Here is a 16,610-nt window from a genome sequence, read left to right on the forward strand (position 1 = left end):
ATCCCATTCCATGCGTTTTTCGGCGCGGCCCGCGGCCTCCATAAGGAAGGCTCAAGCAGCCGGGATAGAAACAAGCATGAGCATTCTGGGAGTTGAGAGCGTCCTGTTCGGCGTCGCGGACGTCGCGGAGCACACGCGGTTCTGGACCGATTTTGGCCTGCCGCTGGAAAGCGCCAGCGCGGACGAAGCGGTGTTCCGCCTGGCCTCGGGCAGCCGGGTTATCGTCCTGCGTCACGGCGATGCCCGCTTGCCGAGTCCGGATCCCTTTCCGGGGGACGGCCTCAAGGAGACCGTCTGGGGCGTCGATACCGCCGAAAATCTCCAGACGATCGCGGCGAGCCTGGCGGCGGAAGTCCCGGTGACGCGGGATGCGGACGGCACCGTCCATGCCGTCTGCCCGGACGGCCAGCCGCTGGCGCTGCGGGTCTGGAACAAGCGCGCGTTCCATTCGGAAGCCAGCCCGGTCAATACCCCCGCCAGCTATCCGCGCTTCAATCAGCACCGCATCTGGCGCAGCAAGGCGGTTCCCAAGACGATCAACCATGTCGTGTTCTTCTCGCCCGACTATGTCGGCAGCTTCGAATTCTACGAACGCCATTTCGGCTTCCGCTACGTCGATCATTCGAAGGGATCGGGCATCTTCGCGCGGGCCGGGGGGACTTACGAGCATCACTCGATCTTCTGGGTGAACTGCGACCTGCCCATCGCACCGGACCACTTCAAGTTCATGCACATCGCCTTCGGCATGGACGATATCGACGAAGTGATGCTGGGCGCCAACATCATGGAGCGAAAGGGCTGGAAGAACGAGAGCATGAACAGCTCGGGCGGTATCTCCCGCCACCGCATTTCCAGCGCGATCTACTATTACTGCGACATGCCCGGCAAGGCGGGCGAGGCCGAGTATCACGCCGATACCGACTATCTCGACGACAACTGGGTGCCGCGGGCCTGGGACTTCCGGTTCGGTTCGCTGCTCTGGTCGAACAATGCGCCGCCGATCTTCAGGGGCGATAACATTCCCTGGGACATGGCTTTCGACGCCGACCGCGCCAGCTTCGAACCGTTTCGCAAGGACAGGCCCGGCAAGCGCCCGATAGAAGGCAAACTGAGCGAGTTGACCGAGGACGATGAGCACGCCCTCTGACGGCGTTCACAAGGCTGAAAGCGGATCGAACGCGGCCCATTCGCCCGGTAGCAGCGGGACGAATGCGGCCGGGTCGATCCCGCGTTCCACCAGCCCCGCGCGCAGCCGCAGCGCGGGGTCTTCGCGGGGCTCGTCGGTCAGCTTGAAGGTGCCCCAGTGCATGGCCACGGCAGCGCGGGCGCCAAGGTCGCGCATGATCTGGATCGCCTCTTCCGGGTCGGTGTGCTGCGCGGCCATGAACCAGCGCGGGTCATAGGCGCCGATCGGCAGCAGGGCGAGATCGGGCGGGCCGAACTCCTCGTGCAGGCGGCGGAAGATATTGCCGGTGCCGTATCCGGTATCGCCCGCGAAGTAGATCAACCGCTCCCCCACGCGCAGCATGAAGCCGCCCCACAGCGCCATCCGCCGGTCGCCCATCCCGCGTGACGACCAGTGCAGGGCAGGGACGATATGCGCCCGTGCGCCGGGGGCGATGTCGAAGGCGTCGCCCCAGTCGCCGGCCGATACCCGCGCTTTGGGAATGTGGCGCAGGATGGTACTGTCGTTGCCCAGGGGCGTGACGATCAGCGGCGCGTGCCGGGCATGGAGGGCCTTGAGCGTCGGGATGTCGAGGTGGTCGTAATGGTTGTGCGAAAGCAGGACCGCATCGATCGGCGGCAAGTCCTCGATGCGGATACCCGGCGCCGTCACCCGCTTCGGCCCGGCGAACTGGACCGGGCTCGCGCGGTCGGACCAGACGGGGTCAGTGAGGATATTCAGTCCGCCGACCTGGATCAGCAGCGTGGCATGGCCCACCATGGTGACGCGCAGGCCCTCCACCCGGCTTTCGGGAACGACGGGGGTAACGGCTATCGTCTTGGGCCATTTCGTGGCGGGCGCGGTACGGCGCCAGCGCAGGATATCGCCGAAGGAACGGTCGGTTTCCGGCTCACCGGCAGGATTGAGAAAGCGCGTTCCGTCGAAATGGTCGGTGACGGGTCCGGTATAGTAGCGATTGCGATCTGGCATGTGGGGGCGACCTCCGCACGCCATGTAGGAACGGCCTGCGGAAGTGCGAGGGCAGAACCGCGTTAAATCAACGCGAAGTGCTCGACCGAAGGTGTGCCCACGAAAAACGGCCCCGCCAGCGCGCGCCAGGCCTGGAAACCTTCGGACTCGCGAAAGTCGACCATGTGGGCCTCCACGCTCTCCCAGCCGACGACGAGGTGATAGCGTTCGGGATTCTCCACCGAGCGATGGAGCGCGAAGGAGACGTACCCCTTTGCCGCTTCGAAATGCGGCCGGGCTTCTGCCACGGCAGCCTCGAATTCGGCGGCGCGGGCAGGGTCGATGGTCAGAGTGGCTATCTCGTGGATCACAGGTTCGGCTCCTCGACGAATTCGATCAGATTGCCCGCACAGTCGCGGATGAAGCAACCCTTGCCGAAAGCTTCGCGCACGACGAAGGCGATGTCGGCCTGCTTCTCTTCCATCTCCGTCAGGAATGCTTCGAGGTCTTCCACCCGGAAGGCGACGTGCTTGTTGCCGTGCGTCTTGAGATCGCGCGGCGGGAAGCGGCGGTCTTCGGGGAGGGGGGCGGCGCCTTCCACCTCGAAGATCTCGAACCGCAGCCGGCCCTTACGGACCATCGCAGTGCGGGACTTTGCCGCCTCGATATAGAACGTCTTCTCGACCTCGAACCCCAGCACGCGGCCGTACCAGTCGATCGCTTCGTCAAGGCTGGGGACCGAGACGCCGCCGTGGTGGAAAGTGAATTCAGCCATCGTTCTTCTCTTGCGCAATGAAGCGTTCCAGCAGCCGCCGCGCGCGGGTGGCGCCCTGGTCGATGCCCAGCGAGAGTGGTTTTTCGCTCCAGAAATCGCGGCCCTTCACGTTCTCATAGGCCGCCTCGATCATTGGTTTGTCCTCCAGGTCGAAAGCCTCTCCGAACAGAGCGCGAAGCGCAGCGTCGGTCTCTTCGGAATCGAGATCGTCGTAGCGGGTGGAGGACCAGAAATAGTGGGTTTCGTGCTCGCTTGCCGGTGTCAAAATATGCGCCTGCGGCACTTCGAAGCCGCTCTCCCGCCCTGTGCCATGCGGACAGACGCCGACCGTGAGCCGCATCGCGGCGGGTGCGTTCCAGCGCATGTCCAGCCAGTGATCGACTTTCGCATCGGCCGGGAAATGCGGCCGCGCGACGGAGGGCGGCGGGATATCGGGCATCCACCAGTTGGAATGGAGCGTGCGATCCTCAACCTCCACCGCGTGCTTGCCGGCGAAGATCACGCCTTGCCCGGCAAAGGTGCCCTTGTGGACGAACTCGATGTGGGAGAGGTCCAGCAGGTTGTCGGTGCCGTATTCGTAATTCGCCTTCATCAGCGTGTAGCCGCGTACGGTGCGGCTGTACGGGGTATCGGGCACGAAGGAGAAGTCGGGGATCAGCGCTGCATCCGCCGTGTCCGGATCGCCGCCCCAGAGCCAGACGATGCCGTCGCGTTCGGCGGCGGCGAAGCGCGGTATCGTCGATCCCGCCGGGATGCGGTCGGCAAAGGGATTGCGTACGCAGTGCCCGTCCGGTGCGAAGGCAAGGCCGTGATAGCCGCAGACCACCACATCCCCCTCGCGCGATCCCTTCGACAGCGGCGCGAAGCGGTGCGGGCAACGATCCAGCAGGGCGGCCGGCGAACCGTCTTCCAGCCGGTAAAGATAGACCGGCCGGTCAAGGATACGGCGGGACAGGCCGGTTTCGCCTAGTTCGTCGGACCAGCCTGCCATGTACCAGCAATTGCGCAGATATCGTTCCATTCGTGGCCTCTCCCCAGTCCTCTTTTATCGTTGTTCAGGCCGGACGGGTCAGCCCATTTCCGCGAAAGTCTCGGCGCACCAGTCGGCGATGTAGTCGCGCATGCCGGTGCCGTTGTCGGCGCCGCAGTGCTCCACTTCGAAATCCTTCTTGGTGAAGACGCGCAGCGTGCGCTTGGGGCTGTTCACGGCCTGATCGTAGCTGAGCTGGGCGTTGAAGGCGGGGATCTGGCGATCGTTCTCGCCATGGGTGATCAGGAAGGGGACGCGGATCTTCTCCACCTGACCGTCCAGCGTGATCTGGTCGGCATATTCGAGGAAAGCGTCGCGGTCTTCGATGCCGAACACCCACATGACGTGATCCCAGTAGTGCGGCACCGGGTTCTCGCCCTCATTGGCGAGGCGTTCGCGCTGGCGGCGGCCCCAGACGTGGTTGGCGCCCATCACCGCGCAGAGCGCATAGCGCGGCTCGTTGGCGGCGATGCGCGGGGCGTGGTAGCCGCCGAAGGAGAGGCCGAAAATGCCGATCCGGTCATGGATCACGTCATCGCGCGTCAGCAGGTATTCGAGCGCGGGCGTGCCCCAGCGTTCGCCGTCGAATACGGCCGGAAGGTCGCGCTTGCGGATCGCCTCGCCAGTGCCGGGCTGGTCTACGAACAGGGTGTTCATGCCCCGCTCCAGATTCGACTGGCCGTGGCCCGCCATGCAGACCTGCTCCTTCATTGAATCGAGCCCGTTGACCGAAACCAGCGTGGGGCGCGGCGTGCCGGAGCCGTCGTGGACGAAGATGCCGGTATAGGCGCCGTCCTCGTATGGGATTTCCACCTTGTCGATGTGCAGTCCGCGCAGCTTGGCGCCCTTGTGGAAGAGTTCCAGCCCCTTGTCATAGGCCGCCCAGCGCGGGGCATAGTCGCGGCTCTGCATGCGCTCGGCAGCGAGGTAGTAGCCCGAGGCGCGCAGGTACTTGGTGCCGGCGGAGAGCAAATAGCCAGCCGCCTCGTCGGCCTCGGCATTGGCGCAGACCTGATCGGCGACGGCGATCCAGCTATCGAACATCTGCGCGGAGCCGGCATCGGCGCCGGCCTTGCTGGCTTCCATGATCGGGCGGTTGGCCTCATCGATCTCGCCATAATTGCCGCCGCAGGCGAGCGCGAGGTTGGTGGCGAGGTTCCAGACGTAGTTTCCGGGAAACGGTTCGAACATGATCTATCCTGCGATTTTGAGATGATTATTCGGCAGTCCAGCCGCCATCGACGATAAGGCTGGTGCCGGTCATGAGCGCGGAAGCGTCGGAGGCGAGGAACAGCACCGCGCCCATCAGATCCTCCACCTGGCCGATGCGGCCCAGCTTGATCTTGGAAAGGACGCTGGCCTTGAACGCTTCGTCTTCGAAAAACGGCTTGGTCAGCGGGGTCTCGATGAAAGTCGGAGCGATGGTGTTGGAACGGATGCCGTGGGGGGCAAGGTCCAGCGCCATGGCCTTGTTCATGCCTTCCAGCGCCCATTTGCTGGCGCAGTAGAGTGAGCGGTTCGGCCCGCCGACATGGCCCATCTGGCTGCCCATGTGGATCAGGCTGCCCTTGGTGTCGGTGGCGAGCATCCGCTTCACGCAGGACTGGGCCACGAAGAAGGCGGACTTGAGATTGAGGTCGAGCACGGCGTCGTAATCGTCCTTGCTGACCTCCCACATCGGCTTTGGTCGGTTGGTGCCGGCATTGTTGACGAGCACGTGAAACGGAGCGCGGTCTGCGAAGAACGCGGAAACGGCATCGAGGTCCGAGACATCGAGCGTCGCGGCCTCCGCGCCATTGCCGATTTCGGCGGCAGCGTCCTCGATCTCGGCCGAGGTGCGGGCGACGAGCGTGACTTCGGCACCCGCCCCGGCCAGCGCAGCGGCGGCGCCGAGGCCGATGCCCCGGCCCGCTCCGGTCACCACAGCCCGTCGCCCGTCAAGGCGCAGGCTCGGCGTCTTCGGCAGGCTCACGGTCAGGCCGCCGTTTCGGGCGTCGGCTCGGCCTGCCCGGCATAGGGTACCTTGCGGCCGCCGAAGCGGCGTACGCGGATGTTGGCCTGTTCGCCATGCCCAGCGAAGCCTTCCAGCGCACAGAGGCGCGAGCAGTATTCGCCGATCAGCGCCGAAGCCTCATCGGTGGTGACGCGCTGGTAGGTGCAGGTCTTCAGGAACTTTCCGACCCACAGACCGCCCGTGTAGCGCGCCGACTTCTTCGTGGGCAGCGTGTGGTTGGTGCCGATCACCTTGTCGCCGAAGCTGACATTGGTGCGGTTGCCCAGGAACAGCGCGCCGTAGTTGGTCATGTTGTTCAGGAAGTAATCCGGATCGGCGGTCATCACCTGCACATGCTCGCTGGCGATCTCGTCGGCGACCTTGACCATCTCCTCGTAGCTGTCGGCCACGATCACTTCGCCGAACGTCTCCCACGCCTTGCGGGCATGGTCGGCGGTGGGGAGGATCTGGAGCAGGCGGTCGATCTCGGCCATGGTCGCGCGGGCGAACTTCTCGGAATTGGTCAGCAGCACGCCGGGGCTGTCCGGGCCGTGCTCGACTTGCCCGAGGATATCGGTGGCGGCGATTTCAGGATCGCAGCCGATCTCGTCCGCGATGATGAGGGTTTCGGTCGGTCCCGCGAACAGGTCGATGCCGACGCGGCCGAAAAGCTGGCGCTTGGCCTCGGCGACGAAGGCGTTGCCGGGGCCGACCAGGATGTCGACCGGATCGATGCTCTGCGTGCCGATCGCCATGGCGCCCACCGCCTGAATACCGCCCAGCGCATAGATCGCATCGGCCCCGGCCATGGCCTGCGCGGCGACGATGGCGCGTGCCGGCTGGCCCTGAAACGGCGGGGCGCAAGTGATGACGCGCTTCACGCCCGCGACCTTGGCGGTGATCACCGACATGTGGGCGGAAGCGAGCAGCGGATACTTGCCACCGGGCACGTAGCAGCCTGCTGAACCCAGCGGGATGTTCTTGTGCCCCAGCACCACGCCGGGCAGCGTCTCGACCTCTACGTCCTTCATCGAATCGCGCTGGATCTGGGCGAAGTTCTTCACTTGCGCCTGCGCGAACTCGATGTCCTTGCGCTCCTGCGGGGTCAGGCTGTCGACGCAGGCGTCGATTTCGGCCTGGCTGAGGCGATAGTCGTCGCGGTCCCAGCCGTCGAACTTGATCGACATGTCGCGCACCGCTTCGTCGCCGCGCTTCTCGATATCGGCGAGCGCCGCCTCGACGATGTCGCGGACCTTGCGGTCTGCGTCTGCCTTTGCCTCGGCAGTGGCGCCGCGCTTCAGCCAGATGGCCATGATATTCTCCCGATCCGGTGTGACGTGATTTTCATCGGACCTAGCGCCGGGGAGCGAGCGGGGACCATCGCATGTTATCGATGCCTTGCTATCGATCCTATGCCGTTGTTGCCGCAAGGGGGCTTCGCTAGCCCGGTTCTCAAGCAAAAAGCTTTCGACACGGCATTCTTGGGAGAACAAGGAACAATGCGCCTCGCCACTCTCGATGACGGCACCCCGGACGGGCGCCTCGTCGTCGTTTCGCCCGAGGGCGATCGTTATGCCCACGCGCCGGTGGATACGCTGCAACAGGCGATGGAAAGCTGGGCTTTCGTCGCGCCCGTGCTGGCCGAGATTTCCGAATTTCCCGAAGCGCTCGACGCTGCGCTGCTGCGCGCGCCGCTGCCGCGGGCGTGGCAGTGGCTCGATGGTTCGGCTTTCGCCTGCCACGGGGAACTGATGGACAAAGCGCTGGGCGTGGTGCCGGTGAAGACCGGCAAGCCGCTGATGTATCAGGGCACGTCCGACAAGTTCTACGGTCCTGTCGAGGACGTGCGCTACCTCACCGAAGAGAACGGTATCGATTTCGAGGGCGAGTTCGGCGTGATCGTCGATGCCGTGCCGATGGGCACTTCGGCTGACGACTGCCTGAAACACATTCGCCTGATCGTGCAGATCAACGACTGGTCGCTAAGGAAGCTGGCCGGGCCGGAGATGAAGACCGGCTTCGGCTGGGTGCAGGCCAAGCCGCCGTGCTCGATGGCGCCCTTCGCGGTCACGCCGGAGGAACTGGGCGACCAGTGGCGCGGCGGCCGCGTCTGCATGGACCTGCTGGTGGACTGGAACGGCAAGCGCTTCGGCGCCGCCAATGGCGAGCCGATGGGCCATGGCTTTCATGAGCTTGTCGCCCATGCCTGCGCCACGCGCGATCTGGTGGCGGGCACGGTGATCGGATCCGGTACCGTCTCCAACGAGAATTACCGCGAAATCGGTTCCTCCTGCATTGCCGAGCGGCGCGGGATCGAACTGGTCGATTTCGGTGAGCCGAAGACCGAATTCATGCGCTTTGGCGACAGTGTGCGCATGCAGGGAACTCTTGCCGACGGCCGCGCGCCGTTCGGCGTGATCGAACAGAAGGTTGTGAAGGCATGAGCGAGGTTCTTTCCGATTCCGGTCTGCCGCCGGTCCAGCGCGTCGTCACCGGACATGACGAGAATGGCCGTGCCGTGTTCCGCTCCGAAGATGTGACGCCGACCAGGATGGTGCCCTCTGGCGATGCCTCGTTCCTGACGATCTGGACCACCGCCACCGTCCCCGCCGATAACAATGACGAGACCGAGGGCCGCGAACGCCCCACCGGCACGACGCTGGAGGGCGGCTCGGTGATCCGCGTTGTGGACATGCTGCCAGGCAAGCAGAGCCCGATGCACCGCACCAACTCGATCGACTATGGCATCGTGCTGAAGGGCGAGATCGAACTGGAACTGGAAGACGGCCGCAAGAAAACCGTGCGCGAAGGTGGGATCATCGTCCAGCGCGGCACCAACCATCTGTGGCGCAACACCACCGAAGAAGTCTGCCGCATCGCCTTCATCCTGATCGAAGCGCCTGCGTACCTCCATGACGGCGTGCCGCTGGATGAGGCCAAGCCCGAGCAGGTCGATCCGGTCTATAACGAGGCGGCGAGTAAGGCCTGATGTTCGACCTTACCGGCAAGAGCGCGATCGTCACCGGCTCCACGCGCGGGATCGGTCGCGCCATTGCCGAGGGGCTGATCGCCCAAGGCGCGCGTGTGGTGATTTCCAGCGAGGATGCAGGGGATACCGCGCGGGTCGCCGCCGAACTCGGCATGCCCGGCCAGCCTTGCGACGTGACCGACGATGCCGCGCTGGCCGCATTGGTGGACCGCGCCGTGGCGGAGTTCGGCGGGCTGGACGTGCTGGCCTGCAATGCCGGGATCACCGGCAAGGCAGGGCCGTTCGCCGATCTCGACATGGCCGACTACGCGCGTGTCATGGCGATCAACCTCACCAGTCAGGTTGCGCTTTGCAACCTTGCCCTGCCGCAGATCGCGGCGCAGGGCGGCGGCGCGGCGGTGCTGGTGTCCAGCCTCTCGGGCCTGAGGGGCAATGGGCGAATCAACGCCTATGCCCTTGCCAAGGCGGGCGTTGCGCAACTCGCGCGCAATCTGGCGGTGGAGTGGGGGCCGCGCGGCGTGCGCGTCAACGCGATCTCGCCCGGCTTCATCGCCACCGAACTGTCCGGTCCGCTGCTGGCCGACGAGACTTTCATGGCCCGCCGCATGGCGATGACGCCGCTGCGCCGACCCGGCACGCCGCAGGAGGTGGCAGGCGCCGCCGTGTTCCTCGCCTCCGATGCCGGGGCTTTCGTTACCGGACATAATCTCGTCGTGGACGGCGGTACGCTCATCACCGACGGAAGCTGAAAATTGTGTTTCTATCGGCCCGGAGACAGGCGGCCGAAGAAAGGGAGAGAATGACACGCCATCCCGAGCCAGGCCTGCTGACCGGCATATCGCTGCTGCTGCCGATCACGCTGACGACCATGGCCATCGTGCTGCTGGCGCCGATCATCCCGGATCTGATGGCGCACTACGCCGCGGTGCCGGGTCATGAATACTGGGTGCCGATGATCCTCACGCTGCCCTCGCTCTGCGTGGCGTTGCTCTGTCCGCTGGCGGGGATACTGGGAGACTGGTTCGGGCGGCGCCGGCTGCTGCTGGCGGCATTCCTGCTCTATGCGGTCGTCGGCGTGATGCCCGTGTTTCTCGACGACCTCACCCATATCCTGATTTCGCGCGCAGGCGTGGGCATTGCCGAGGCCCTGATCTACGTGCTCTCGACGACGATGATCGGCGACTATTACAAGGGCGCCTCGCGCGACAAGTGGCTGGCTGCGCAGACGGCCTTCGCCTCGATGTCGGCGCTGCTGTTCTTCAACCTTGGCGGGGTGCTGGGAGAAGGCGGCTGGCGGACGCCGTTCTGGGCCTATGCCTCGGCGCTGGTCATGTTTGCGCTCGTCTGGAAGTTCACATGGGAGCCATCGCGCGATGGCACCGCCGATGTCGAGGCCGATGCGCCGCCGCACAACCGCTCCTGGGCGGGTTTTCCCTGGGCGACGATGGCGATGATCGTGGCGATTACGGTCTATGGCTCGGTGTTCTTTTATACGGTGCAGATCCAGGCGCCCAGCGGGCTGGCCGAACTCGGCATGGCCAGTCCGGCGGAGCGGGGGTTCCTGACATCCATCGCCTCTATTGGCGTGCCGCTGGGGACCTTCATCTATTCGCGCATCGGCACGCGGCTGGCAGTGGGGCGGCTGCTGCTCCTCGAGTTCGCCCTGCTGGCCATCGGCTTCATGCTGATGGCAAGGTCCGGCACCGTTCCGGGCTTCCTGGCCGGATGCTTCGTCAATCAGATCGGGGCGGGGCTGCTGCTGCCCACTTTGCTGGTCTGGTCAATGTCGATCCTCAGGTTCGAATTTCGCGGCCGGGGGACGGGCTTCTGGCAATCGGCCTTCGCGTTCGGGCAGTTTCTCTCCCCGCTGGTGGTGACCTTTGCGGGACGGCACACGGGCGGCCTGCTGGGGGCCTTTTCGGTCCTGTCGCTCGCCGCGCTGGGCGGGGTCGTCGTGGCGCTGATCGCTTCGCGCGCATCGCACGGCGGCAATGGGGCGATGGCGCATGGCTGATCGTCTCGCGGGCAGGATCGCCGTGGTCACCGGTGCTGCGAACGGCATAGGCGAAGGCGTCGCGCGCATCTTCCGGCAGGAGGGCGCGCGGGTGATCGGCGTCGACCTTTCGGGAACGGACGAGGCCTGCGACCTCATCGACGAGGCAGCCACCAGCGCGCTCTTCGCCAGGATCGGCGCGGAGCACGACCGGATCGACGTCCTCGTCAACGCGGCGGCATTCGCAGTCTTCTCGTGGATCGAGGACCTGAGCTATGCCGACTGGAAACGGACGCTGACGGGCGAGCTGGACATCGTCTACCTGGCGACCCGCGCGGCCTGGCCCTGGCTCAAGGCGAGCGGCACGGCCAGCATCGTCAACTTCGCATCGGCCAATGCGCGCCATGCGCTGGAGGGTTCCCCGGCGCTGGCGCACTGCGCGGGCAAGGGCGGCGTGCTGGCGATGACGCGGCAACTTGCCATGGAAGGCGCCCCGCACGGCATTCGCGCGAATACGATAGCGCCCGGTTTCATCAGGACGGCGGCCACGGCCCGGCACCTGGAGGCCGATCCCGACTTCGGGCGCCGGGTCCTGGCCGGAAACATGCTGAAGCGGCTGGGCGAGCCGGAGGACATCGCCTGGGCCGCGACCTGGCTTGCGAGCCCGGAGGCGCGCTACGTCACCGGAGCGGACATCGCCGTGGATGCGGGGGCTACGGCTTGGTAGATCTCACGATAGCCGCGCGCCGCCGGTGCATTCGGCTGCCATTTCGCCGCCCTGGCGTGCCGCGCTCCGGCCGCTCGTCAGGAGCAGCGCCGCCAGGCCGATGACGGAGGTTGCCGCGCCGGCCAGCGCTACGGCAGGATAGCCCAGATCGAGAGCGATCACGCCGCCGCCCAGCGCCGCGCCCAGCGCATTGCCCAGGTTGAAGGCGCCGATGTTCATGGACGATGCCAGGTTGGGCGCGTCGCTGGCTGCGTCCATGACCCGCACCTGGAGGGGCGGCACCAGGGCGAAGCTGGCGATGCCCCACAGGAAGATCACGATCGCGCTAGGCGCGGCATGGGTCATCGTCATGGCGAAAGCGATCAGGATCGCGGCAAGCGAAGCCAGGGTGACGATCAGCGTGCGATCGACCGAACGGTCCGCGAACTTGCCGCCCAGCCAGTTGCCCACCGTCAGGCCGAGGCCGTAAGTCACCAGCATCGCCGTGACGAAGCCGAGAGAGGCGCCCGTCGCCTCGCGCAGGATCGGGGTGATATAAGTGAACACGGTGAACATGGCGCTGGAACCCACGATCGTCAGGGCCAGCGCGCCGAGAACGGGCTTGCGGATCAGGACGCGCAGTTCGGCCGCGACATCGCCGCCGTCCGTAGAGGGCAAGGGAGGCAGGGTCAGGCGCAGCGCCGCCATCGTGACACCGCCCAGCGCCGCGATGCCCCAGAACGAGGCGCGCCAGCCGAGGTGCTCGCCCGCCCAGGTCGCCAAGGGCACGCCCACGACATTGGCGATCGTCAGCCCCATGAACATCGCGGCCACCGCGCCGGCCTGGCGGTGCGGCGGGACCAGGCTGGCGGCGACCACCGAGCCGACGCCGAAGAAGGCGCCGTGGTTGAAGGAGGTCAGCACGCGGGCGGCCAGAAGCATGCCGTAGCTGCCGGATACCGCTGCCAGCAGGTTGCCCAGGGTGAAGATCCCGGCCAGGGCGATCAGCAGCGTGCGGCGCGGCACCCGTCCGGTGGTGAGCGTCATCACCGGCACGCCCAGCACCACGCCCAGCGCATAGGCGCTGATCAGCAGCCCGGCGGCGGGGATGGAGACGCCCAGGTCTCCGGCAATGACGGGCAGCAGGCCCATCGGTGCGAATTCGGTGACGCCGATGCCGAAAGCGCCGACGGACAGGGCCAGAAGGCCGGGATTGAGCTTCATCGGATGGTCCTCAGACCAGCGGCGGGTTCAGCCGAGCGAACCCTTCCTGCTGGCGATAGGGGGTGTGGGGATAGGGCGGCAGCACCTCGCTGGCGGCATCGAGCCGGGCGACCTGCTCGGCAGTGAGCGACCAGCCGACCGCGCCGAGGTTCTGGCGCAGCTGTTCCTCGTTGCGCGCGCCGATGATGACCGAGGAGACGGTCGGGCGGCGCAGCAGCCAGTTGAGGGCGATCTGCGGCACGCTCTTGCCGGTTTCCCCGGCGATGGCTTCCAGAACGTCGACCACGGCGTAGAGCAGCTCCGTTTCGACCGGCGGCGCGAACTGCTCGGTATCGTGCAGGCGGCTCCCCGCCGGTACGGGGCGACTGCGGCTGATCTTGCCGGTGAGGCGGCCCCAGCCAAGCGGGCTCCAGACCAGCGCGCCCAGGCCCTGGTCCGCCGCGAGCGGCATGAGTTCGTGCTCGTAGGCCCGGCCGACCAGCGAATAATAGACCTGGTGGGCCACCAGCCGCGGCATTCCGTGGCGGTCGGCGACGGCCTGTGCCTTCATCACCTGCCAGCCGGGATAGTTCGAGACCCCGGCGTAGCGGACCTTGCCCGCGGCAATCAGCCGGTCGAGCGTGATCATCAGCTCTTCCGCGGGCGTATGGGCATCGAAGGCATGGAGCTGCAGCAGGTCGATCCGGTCGGTATCGAGACGGCGCAGCGCGGCCTCCACCGCGCCGATCAGGCGCGAGCGCGAGGCGCCCCAGTCCTGCGGTCCGTCGCCGGTGGGCAGCCCGGTCTTGGTGGAGATCAGAGCGTCGTCGCGGCGGCCCTTGAGCGCCTGGCCCAGGATTTCCTCCGAGGCGCCGTTCGAATAGACATCGGCCGTGTCGAACAGCGTGACGCCGGCCTCCAGGCAGATGTCGAGCAGGCGCCGCGCTTCGGCGGTATCGCTGCTGCCCCAGGCGGCGAAGAGCGGACCCTGGCCGCCGAAAGTGCCGGTCCCGAAGCTCAGGGCGGGGACACGCAGGCCGGATGAGCCGAGTTGACGATATTCCATGAACAATCCTTCTCGCGGCAGCGGCGAATTTGCTATGCAGGCGCATAGATGGCGGCAAAATACCGAAGGCGGTACTGCCCACGAACGCGAAGGAATTTTGACTGTGGCGCAAAGATGCTGAGCGAAGCCAAGCTCGCGGGCGGCACTGACCGGGCCCGTGCGCTCGAACTGTTCGTGGCGGTGGTGGAGCAGGGCAGCTTTTCGGGCGCCGGCCGGCTGCTGGACCTCAGCCCTTCCGCCGTCAGCCGCGCGATCGACAGGATCGAGGCGCGGCTGGGCGTGCGGCTGCTGCTGCGCTCGACCCGGGCGCTGGCGCTGACGTCGGAAGGTCAGTCCTATCTCCAGATGGCGCGCCGTATCCTGGCCGATCTCGACGATGCCGAACAGCTCATCGCCGATCAGGGCGCGCCGCGCGGGCGCTTGCGGATCAGCGCCGCACTCTCGCACGGACGGCTATGCGTGGTGCCCTTGCTCGGCGCGTTCGCAGCGCGTCATCCGCATATCCTGGTGGACATTGCGCTTACCGACACACTGGTCGACGTGGCGGCAGGGCAAGCGGATATCGCCATCCGGTTCGGACCGCTGGCCGACAGCACGCTAACGGCGCGGAAGCTGGGCGAAACGCGCCGGGTGATCGTGGCCGCGCCGGACTACCTCGCGCGGAACGGCACGCCGCAGGAGCCCGAGGATCTCCACGGCCATAACTGTCTCAACTTCAACTTTCGCAGGGCCGAGCCGGTCTGGCCATTCCTGCGCGAGGGGCGCGAATTCGCGCTTTCCGTGAAAGGCAGCATCGAGGCCAACAACGGAGAGACGCTGGGGCAGCTCGCGGCGGCGGGGGTCGGCTTGGCGCGGGTGGGGCGGTTCAGCGTGGATCGCGAGATCGCGGACGGGCGGCTGGTGCCCATTCTGGAGGCGTTCAATCCCGGCGACGTGGAGTTCATCCACGCGGTGTTCGTCGGCGGCTACAGCACCCCGGCGCGCATCCGCGTCTTCGTCGATTTTCTCGCTGCGAACCTGCGCTGACACGGGCGAGGCGCCGCGAGGCGACCGCTATCCATAGGCCGGCCGCCGATCGGCCCCGGGCCCCGCAAGGTCCGTTTCGTCAAACCGTCACGGTTGGCGTGCCAAGCCGGGCACTGGCGAATTATGATCGGGGTGCGACAGATGGATGACCGGACGCATGGCTACGACGTCTCGGTAGGCTACACTTACGGCTATTGCCGGGAAATGGCGCCTGCCTGGATGGATCTTGCCGCGGGAGCAGGCGAGACTTCGGCAGCAGGGGGCGGGCGCTTTCTGGAACTCGGGTGCGGGCAGGGCATCGGGCTGTGCCTGCTGGCGGCGGCCAATCCGGGCAGGGCGTTCGTCGGCATCGACCTGATGGCCGAGCATGTCGACCACGCGAACGGGATCGCGGCATCGGCCGGTCTTGCCAATGTGCAATTCGTCCAGGGAGACTTCGTCGAGCTGGCACGATCCTGGCCGGAGGCGCTCGGCCGCTTCGATCATGTCGCGCTCCACGGCGTCTACAGCTGGCTCACGGCGCCGGTGCGCCAGGCGCTGCTGCAGTGCATCGGGCAGGCGAGCGCGCCCGGGGCGCTGGTCTACATCGGCTACAATGCGCAGCCCGGCTGGCTGGCGACGATGCCCTTCCGGCACATCGCGCGGCTTATCCACGAAGAAGGGGCGGCGCCGGTGGCGGAAGTGCTGGACCGTTCGATCTCGCTGTTCGAACAGCTGCGCGGCGGGGGCGCCGCCACCTTCCAGCTGCTGCCCGGGCTCGGCGCGAGGCTGGATTCGCTGCGCAAGCGCGACATTGCCCAACTGGCCCACGAATATCTGCACGAAGGGTGGGAGCCGATGTGGCATTCGCAAGTCGCCCGCGAGGTGGCCGGGGTCGGGCTGGCCTTTGCGGGCTCGGCAACGCTGCCCGAAGCGCTGCTGCCCGCCTTCCTGCCCTCGGCCCTGCGCGACACAATCCTGGCACAGGGCGATCCGCTGCTGCGGCAGGACGTGCAGGACTTCGTCATCAACCAGTTCTATCGGCGCGACATCTACCGACGCGGCGAAGCGCCTCCCACGCCCACGCTCACGCCCACGCCCACGCCCACGCCCGGCGAGCGGGCGGCGCAGACCCGCTTCCTTCTGCTCGATGCCCCTGCACCCGGGGCAACCCTGTCGGTGCGCACGCCCTTCGGCGAACTCGCGCTGCAACCGCCTGCCTATGCCGGGATCGTCGAGGCTCTGGCGGAACGATCGCTGACATTGGCGGAACTGGCGGTGCTGCCGAAGGCCGGCGGCAAGGATCTGGCGGAAGTGCTGCAACTGGTGCTGATGCTGCTACATGCCGGAACGCTGGGCATCGAGGCGCCGCGCACGGACCACGCACCCGCCCAGCGCCTCAACGCGGCCATAGCGCGCGAAGCGGTACGCGGCATGCCTTACGATCATCTCGCGGCGCCGGCGATCGGCGGCGCCGTGCCCGTCGACTTTGCCGACCTCATGCTCATCGATGCCTGGCTCGCGCTTGGCGATCTGGCCGACGAGACGGCGCTGTCCGAACGGCTGGTCCTTTCGCTCGCCGGATCCGGCAGGACGCTGCAGCGCGGCGGAAGCCCGCTCGAAGGCGTCCAGGAACGCCGCGAGGCACGCAGCCGCGCGCGGACATTCCTGGAGCGTGACCTGCCGAAATGGCGAGGGCTCGGCGCGCTCGCCTGA

The 16,610-nt window shown here is 66.6% G+C and carries 17 protein-coding genes; 8 read left to right on the forward strand and 9 right to left on the reverse strand.

Translation table 11 applies throughout. The features are described 5' to 3' along the window. Positions 1-76: 76 nt before the first annotated feature. On the forward strand, positions 77-1,147 hold the full coding sequence (locus AB4Z00_RS11850) for a VOC family protein (RefSeq protein ID WP_314466877.1): 1,071 nt from the start codon (positions 77-79) through the stop codon (positions 1,145-1,147). Between the two features lie 6 nt (positions 1,148-1,153). On the opposite strand, the gene AB4Z00_RS11855 is transcribed toward AB4Z00_RS11850, so the two are convergent. The 7 genes from AB4Z00_RS11855 to hisD all read right to left on the reverse strand — a co-directional run bounded on the left by AB4Z00_RS11855 (position 1,154) and on the right by hisD (position 7,245). Beyond that, positions 1,154-2,155: an MBL fold metallo-hydrolase gene (locus AB4Z00_RS11855; protein ID WP_442046086.1), complete on the reverse strand. Its 1,002-nt coding sequence runs from the start codon at positions 2,153-2,155 to the stop codon at positions 1,154-1,156. 62 nt (positions 2,156-2,217) lie between these two features. Further along, positions 2,218-2,505: an antibiotic biosynthesis monooxygenase family protein gene (locus AB4Z00_RS11860; protein WP_132266839.1), complete on the reverse strand. Its 288-nt coding sequence runs from the start codon at positions 2,503-2,505 to the stop codon at positions 2,218-2,220. After that, positions 2,502-2,909, reverse strand: a complete 408-nt coding sequence (locus tag AB4Z00_RS11865) for a VOC family protein (RefSeq protein ID WP_442046087.1) — start codon at positions 2,907-2,909, stop codon at positions 2,502-2,504. The genes AB4Z00_RS11860 and AB4Z00_RS11865 overlap by 4 nt, the downstream gene beginning before the upstream one ends. Beyond that, the gene (locus tag AB4Z00_RS11870; protein ID WP_442046088.1) at positions 2,902-3,930 is read right to left on the reverse strand and encodes a Rieske 2Fe-2S domain-containing protein; all 1,029 of its coding nucleotides are present in this window, start codon (positions 3,928-3,930) and stop codon (positions 2,902-2,904) included. Before AB4Z00_RS11870 ends, AB4Z00_RS11865 begins: the two co-directional genes overlap by 8 nt. A 48-nt stretch (positions 3,931-3,978) precedes the next feature. After that, entirely contained in the window at positions 3,979-5,130 is a 1,152-nt protein-coding gene (locus AB4Z00_RS11875) for an alpha/beta hydrolase (protein ID WP_442046089.1), read from the reverse strand. 25 nt (positions 5,131-5,155) lie between these two features. Then, on the reverse strand, positions 5,156-5,911 hold the full coding sequence (locus AB4Z00_RS11880) for an SDR family NAD(P)-dependent oxidoreductase (RefSeq protein WP_442046090.1): 756 nt from the start codon (positions 5,909-5,911) through the stop codon (positions 5,156-5,158). Between the two features lie 2 nt (positions 5,912-5,913). Continuing rightward, positions 5,914-7,245: a histidinol dehydrogenase gene (gene hisD, locus AB4Z00_RS11885; protein ID WP_442046091.1), complete on the reverse strand. Its 1,332-nt coding sequence runs from the start codon at positions 7,243-7,245 to the stop codon at positions 5,914-5,916. Between the two features lie 186 nt (positions 7,246-7,431). Between hisD and AB4Z00_RS11890 the strand changes: the two genes are divergently transcribed. From AB4Z00_RS11890 to AB4Z00_RS11910, 5 genes are read left to right on the forward strand one after another with little or no spacing between them, the layout of a single operon-like run. Further along, the gene (locus AB4Z00_RS11890; RefSeq protein WP_442046092.1) at positions 7,432-8,376 is read left to right on the forward strand and encodes a fumarylacetoacetate hydrolase family protein; all 945 of its coding nucleotides are present in this window, start codon (positions 7,432-7,434) and stop codon (positions 8,374-8,376) included. Next, positions 8,373-8,921: a cupin domain-containing protein gene (locus AB4Z00_RS11895; protein WP_442046093.1), complete on the forward strand. Its 549-nt coding sequence runs from the start codon at positions 8,373-8,375 to the stop codon at positions 8,919-8,921. The genes AB4Z00_RS11890 and AB4Z00_RS11895 overlap by 4 nt, the downstream gene beginning before the upstream one ends. Then, the gene (locus AB4Z00_RS11900; protein ID WP_442046094.1) at positions 8,921-9,670 is read left to right on the forward strand and encodes an SDR family NAD(P)-dependent oxidoreductase; all 750 of its coding nucleotides are present in this window, start codon (positions 8,921-8,923) and stop codon (positions 9,668-9,670) included. The genes AB4Z00_RS11895 and AB4Z00_RS11900 overlap by 1 nt, the downstream gene beginning before the upstream one ends. 50 nt (positions 9,671-9,720) lie before the next feature. Next, a complete protein-coding gene (locus AB4Z00_RS11905) occupies positions 9,721-10,935 on the forward strand; it encodes an MFS transporter (RefSeq protein WP_442046095.1) in 1,215 nt (404 codons plus the stop codon). Then, positions 10,928-11,641, forward strand: a complete 714-nt coding sequence (locus tag AB4Z00_RS11910; RefSeq protein ID WP_442046096.1) for an SDR family NAD(P)-dependent oxidoreductase — start codon at positions 10,928-10,930, stop codon at positions 11,639-11,641. Before AB4Z00_RS11905 ends, AB4Z00_RS11910 begins: the two co-directional genes overlap by 8 nt. Positions 11,642-11,644: 3 nt before the next feature. On the opposite strand, the gene AB4Z00_RS11915 is transcribed toward AB4Z00_RS11910, so the two are convergent. Then, entirely contained in the window at positions 11,645-12,844 is a 1,200-nt protein-coding gene (locus AB4Z00_RS11915; RefSeq protein WP_442046097.1) for an MFS transporter, read from the reverse strand. A gap of 10 nt (positions 12,845-12,854) precedes the next feature. Further along, positions 12,855-13,889, reverse strand: a complete 1,035-nt coding sequence (locus AB4Z00_RS11920; protein WP_314466890.1) for an aldo/keto reductase — start codon at positions 13,887-13,889, stop codon at positions 12,855-12,857. A gap of 114 nt (positions 13,890-14,003) precedes the next feature. On the opposite strand from AB4Z00_RS11920, the gene AB4Z00_RS11925 reads away from it, so the two are divergent. Continuing rightward, a complete protein-coding gene (locus AB4Z00_RS11925) occupies positions 14,004-14,915 on the forward strand; it encodes a LysR family transcriptional regulator (protein ID WP_442046098.1) in 912 nt (303 codons plus the stop codon). A gap of 141 nt (positions 14,916-15,056) precedes the next feature. Then, on the forward strand, positions 15,057-16,610 hold the full coding sequence (locus tag AB4Z00_RS11930; RefSeq protein WP_442046099.1) for a class I SAM-dependent methyltransferase: 1,554 nt from the start codon (positions 15,057-15,059) through the stop codon (positions 16,608-16,610).

The sequence above is a fragment of the Novosphingobium sp. YAF33 genome (assembly GCF_052113265.1).
GTDB lineage: Bacteria > Pseudomonadota > Alphaproteobacteria > Sphingomonadales > Sphingomonadaceae > Novosphingobium.

Coding starts and splice junctions, on each gene's coding strand:
- AB4Z00_RS11850 (WP_314466877.1), top strand. CDS start 77: ATGAGCATTCTGGGAGTTGAGAGCGTCCTGTTCGGCGTCGCGGACGTC.
- AB4Z00_RS11855 (WP_442046086.1), bottom strand. CDS start 2,155: ATGCCAGATCGCAATCGCTACTATACCGGACCCGTCACCGACCATTTC.
- AB4Z00_RS11865 (WP_442046087.1), bottom strand. CDS start 2,909: ATGGCTGAATTCACTTTCCACCACGGCGGCGTCTCGGTCCCCAGCCTT.
- AB4Z00_RS11870 (WP_442046088.1), bottom strand. CDS start 3,930: ATGGAACGATATCTGCGCAATTGCTGGTACATGGCAGGCTGGTCCGAC.
- AB4Z00_RS11875 (WP_442046089.1), bottom strand. CDS start 5,130: ATGTTCGAACCGTTTCCCGGAAACTACGTCTGGAACCTCGCCACCAAC.
- hisD (WP_442046091.1), bottom strand. CDS start 7,245: ATGGCCATCTGGCTGAAGCGCGGCGCCACTGCCGAGGCAAAGGCAGAC.
- AB4Z00_RS11890 (WP_442046092.1), top strand. CDS start 7,432: ATGCGCCTCGCCACTCTCGATGACGGCACCCCGGACGGGCGCCTCGTC.
- AB4Z00_RS11895 (WP_442046093.1), top strand. CDS start 8,373: ATGAGCGAGGTTCTTTCCGATTCCGGTCTGCCGCCGGTCCAGCGCGTC.
- AB4Z00_RS11900 (WP_442046094.1), top strand. CDS start 8,921: ATGTTCGACCTTACCGGCAAGAGCGCGATCGTCACCGGCTCCACGCGC.
- AB4Z00_RS11905 (WP_442046095.1), top strand. CDS start 9,721: ATGACACGCCATCCCGAGCCAGGCCTGCTGACCGGCATATCGCTGCTG.
- AB4Z00_RS11910 (WP_442046096.1), top strand. CDS start 10,928: ATGGCTGATCGTCTCGCGGGCAGGATCGCCGTGGTCACCGGTGCTGCG.
- AB4Z00_RS11915 (WP_442046097.1), bottom strand. CDS start 12,844: ATGAAGCTCAATCCCGGCCTTCTGGCCCTGTCCGTCGGCGCTTTCGGC.
- AB4Z00_RS11920 (WP_314466890.1), bottom strand. CDS start 13,889: ATGGAATATCGTCAACTCGGCTCATCCGGCCTGCGTGTCCCCGCCCTG.
- AB4Z00_RS11925 (WP_442046098.1), top strand. CDS start 14,004: ATGCTGAGCGAAGCCAAGCTCGCGGGCGGCACTGACCGGGCCCGTGCG.
- AB4Z00_RS11930 (WP_442046099.1), top strand. CDS start 15,057: ATGGATGACCGGACGCATGGCTACGACGTCTCGGTAGGCTACACTTAC.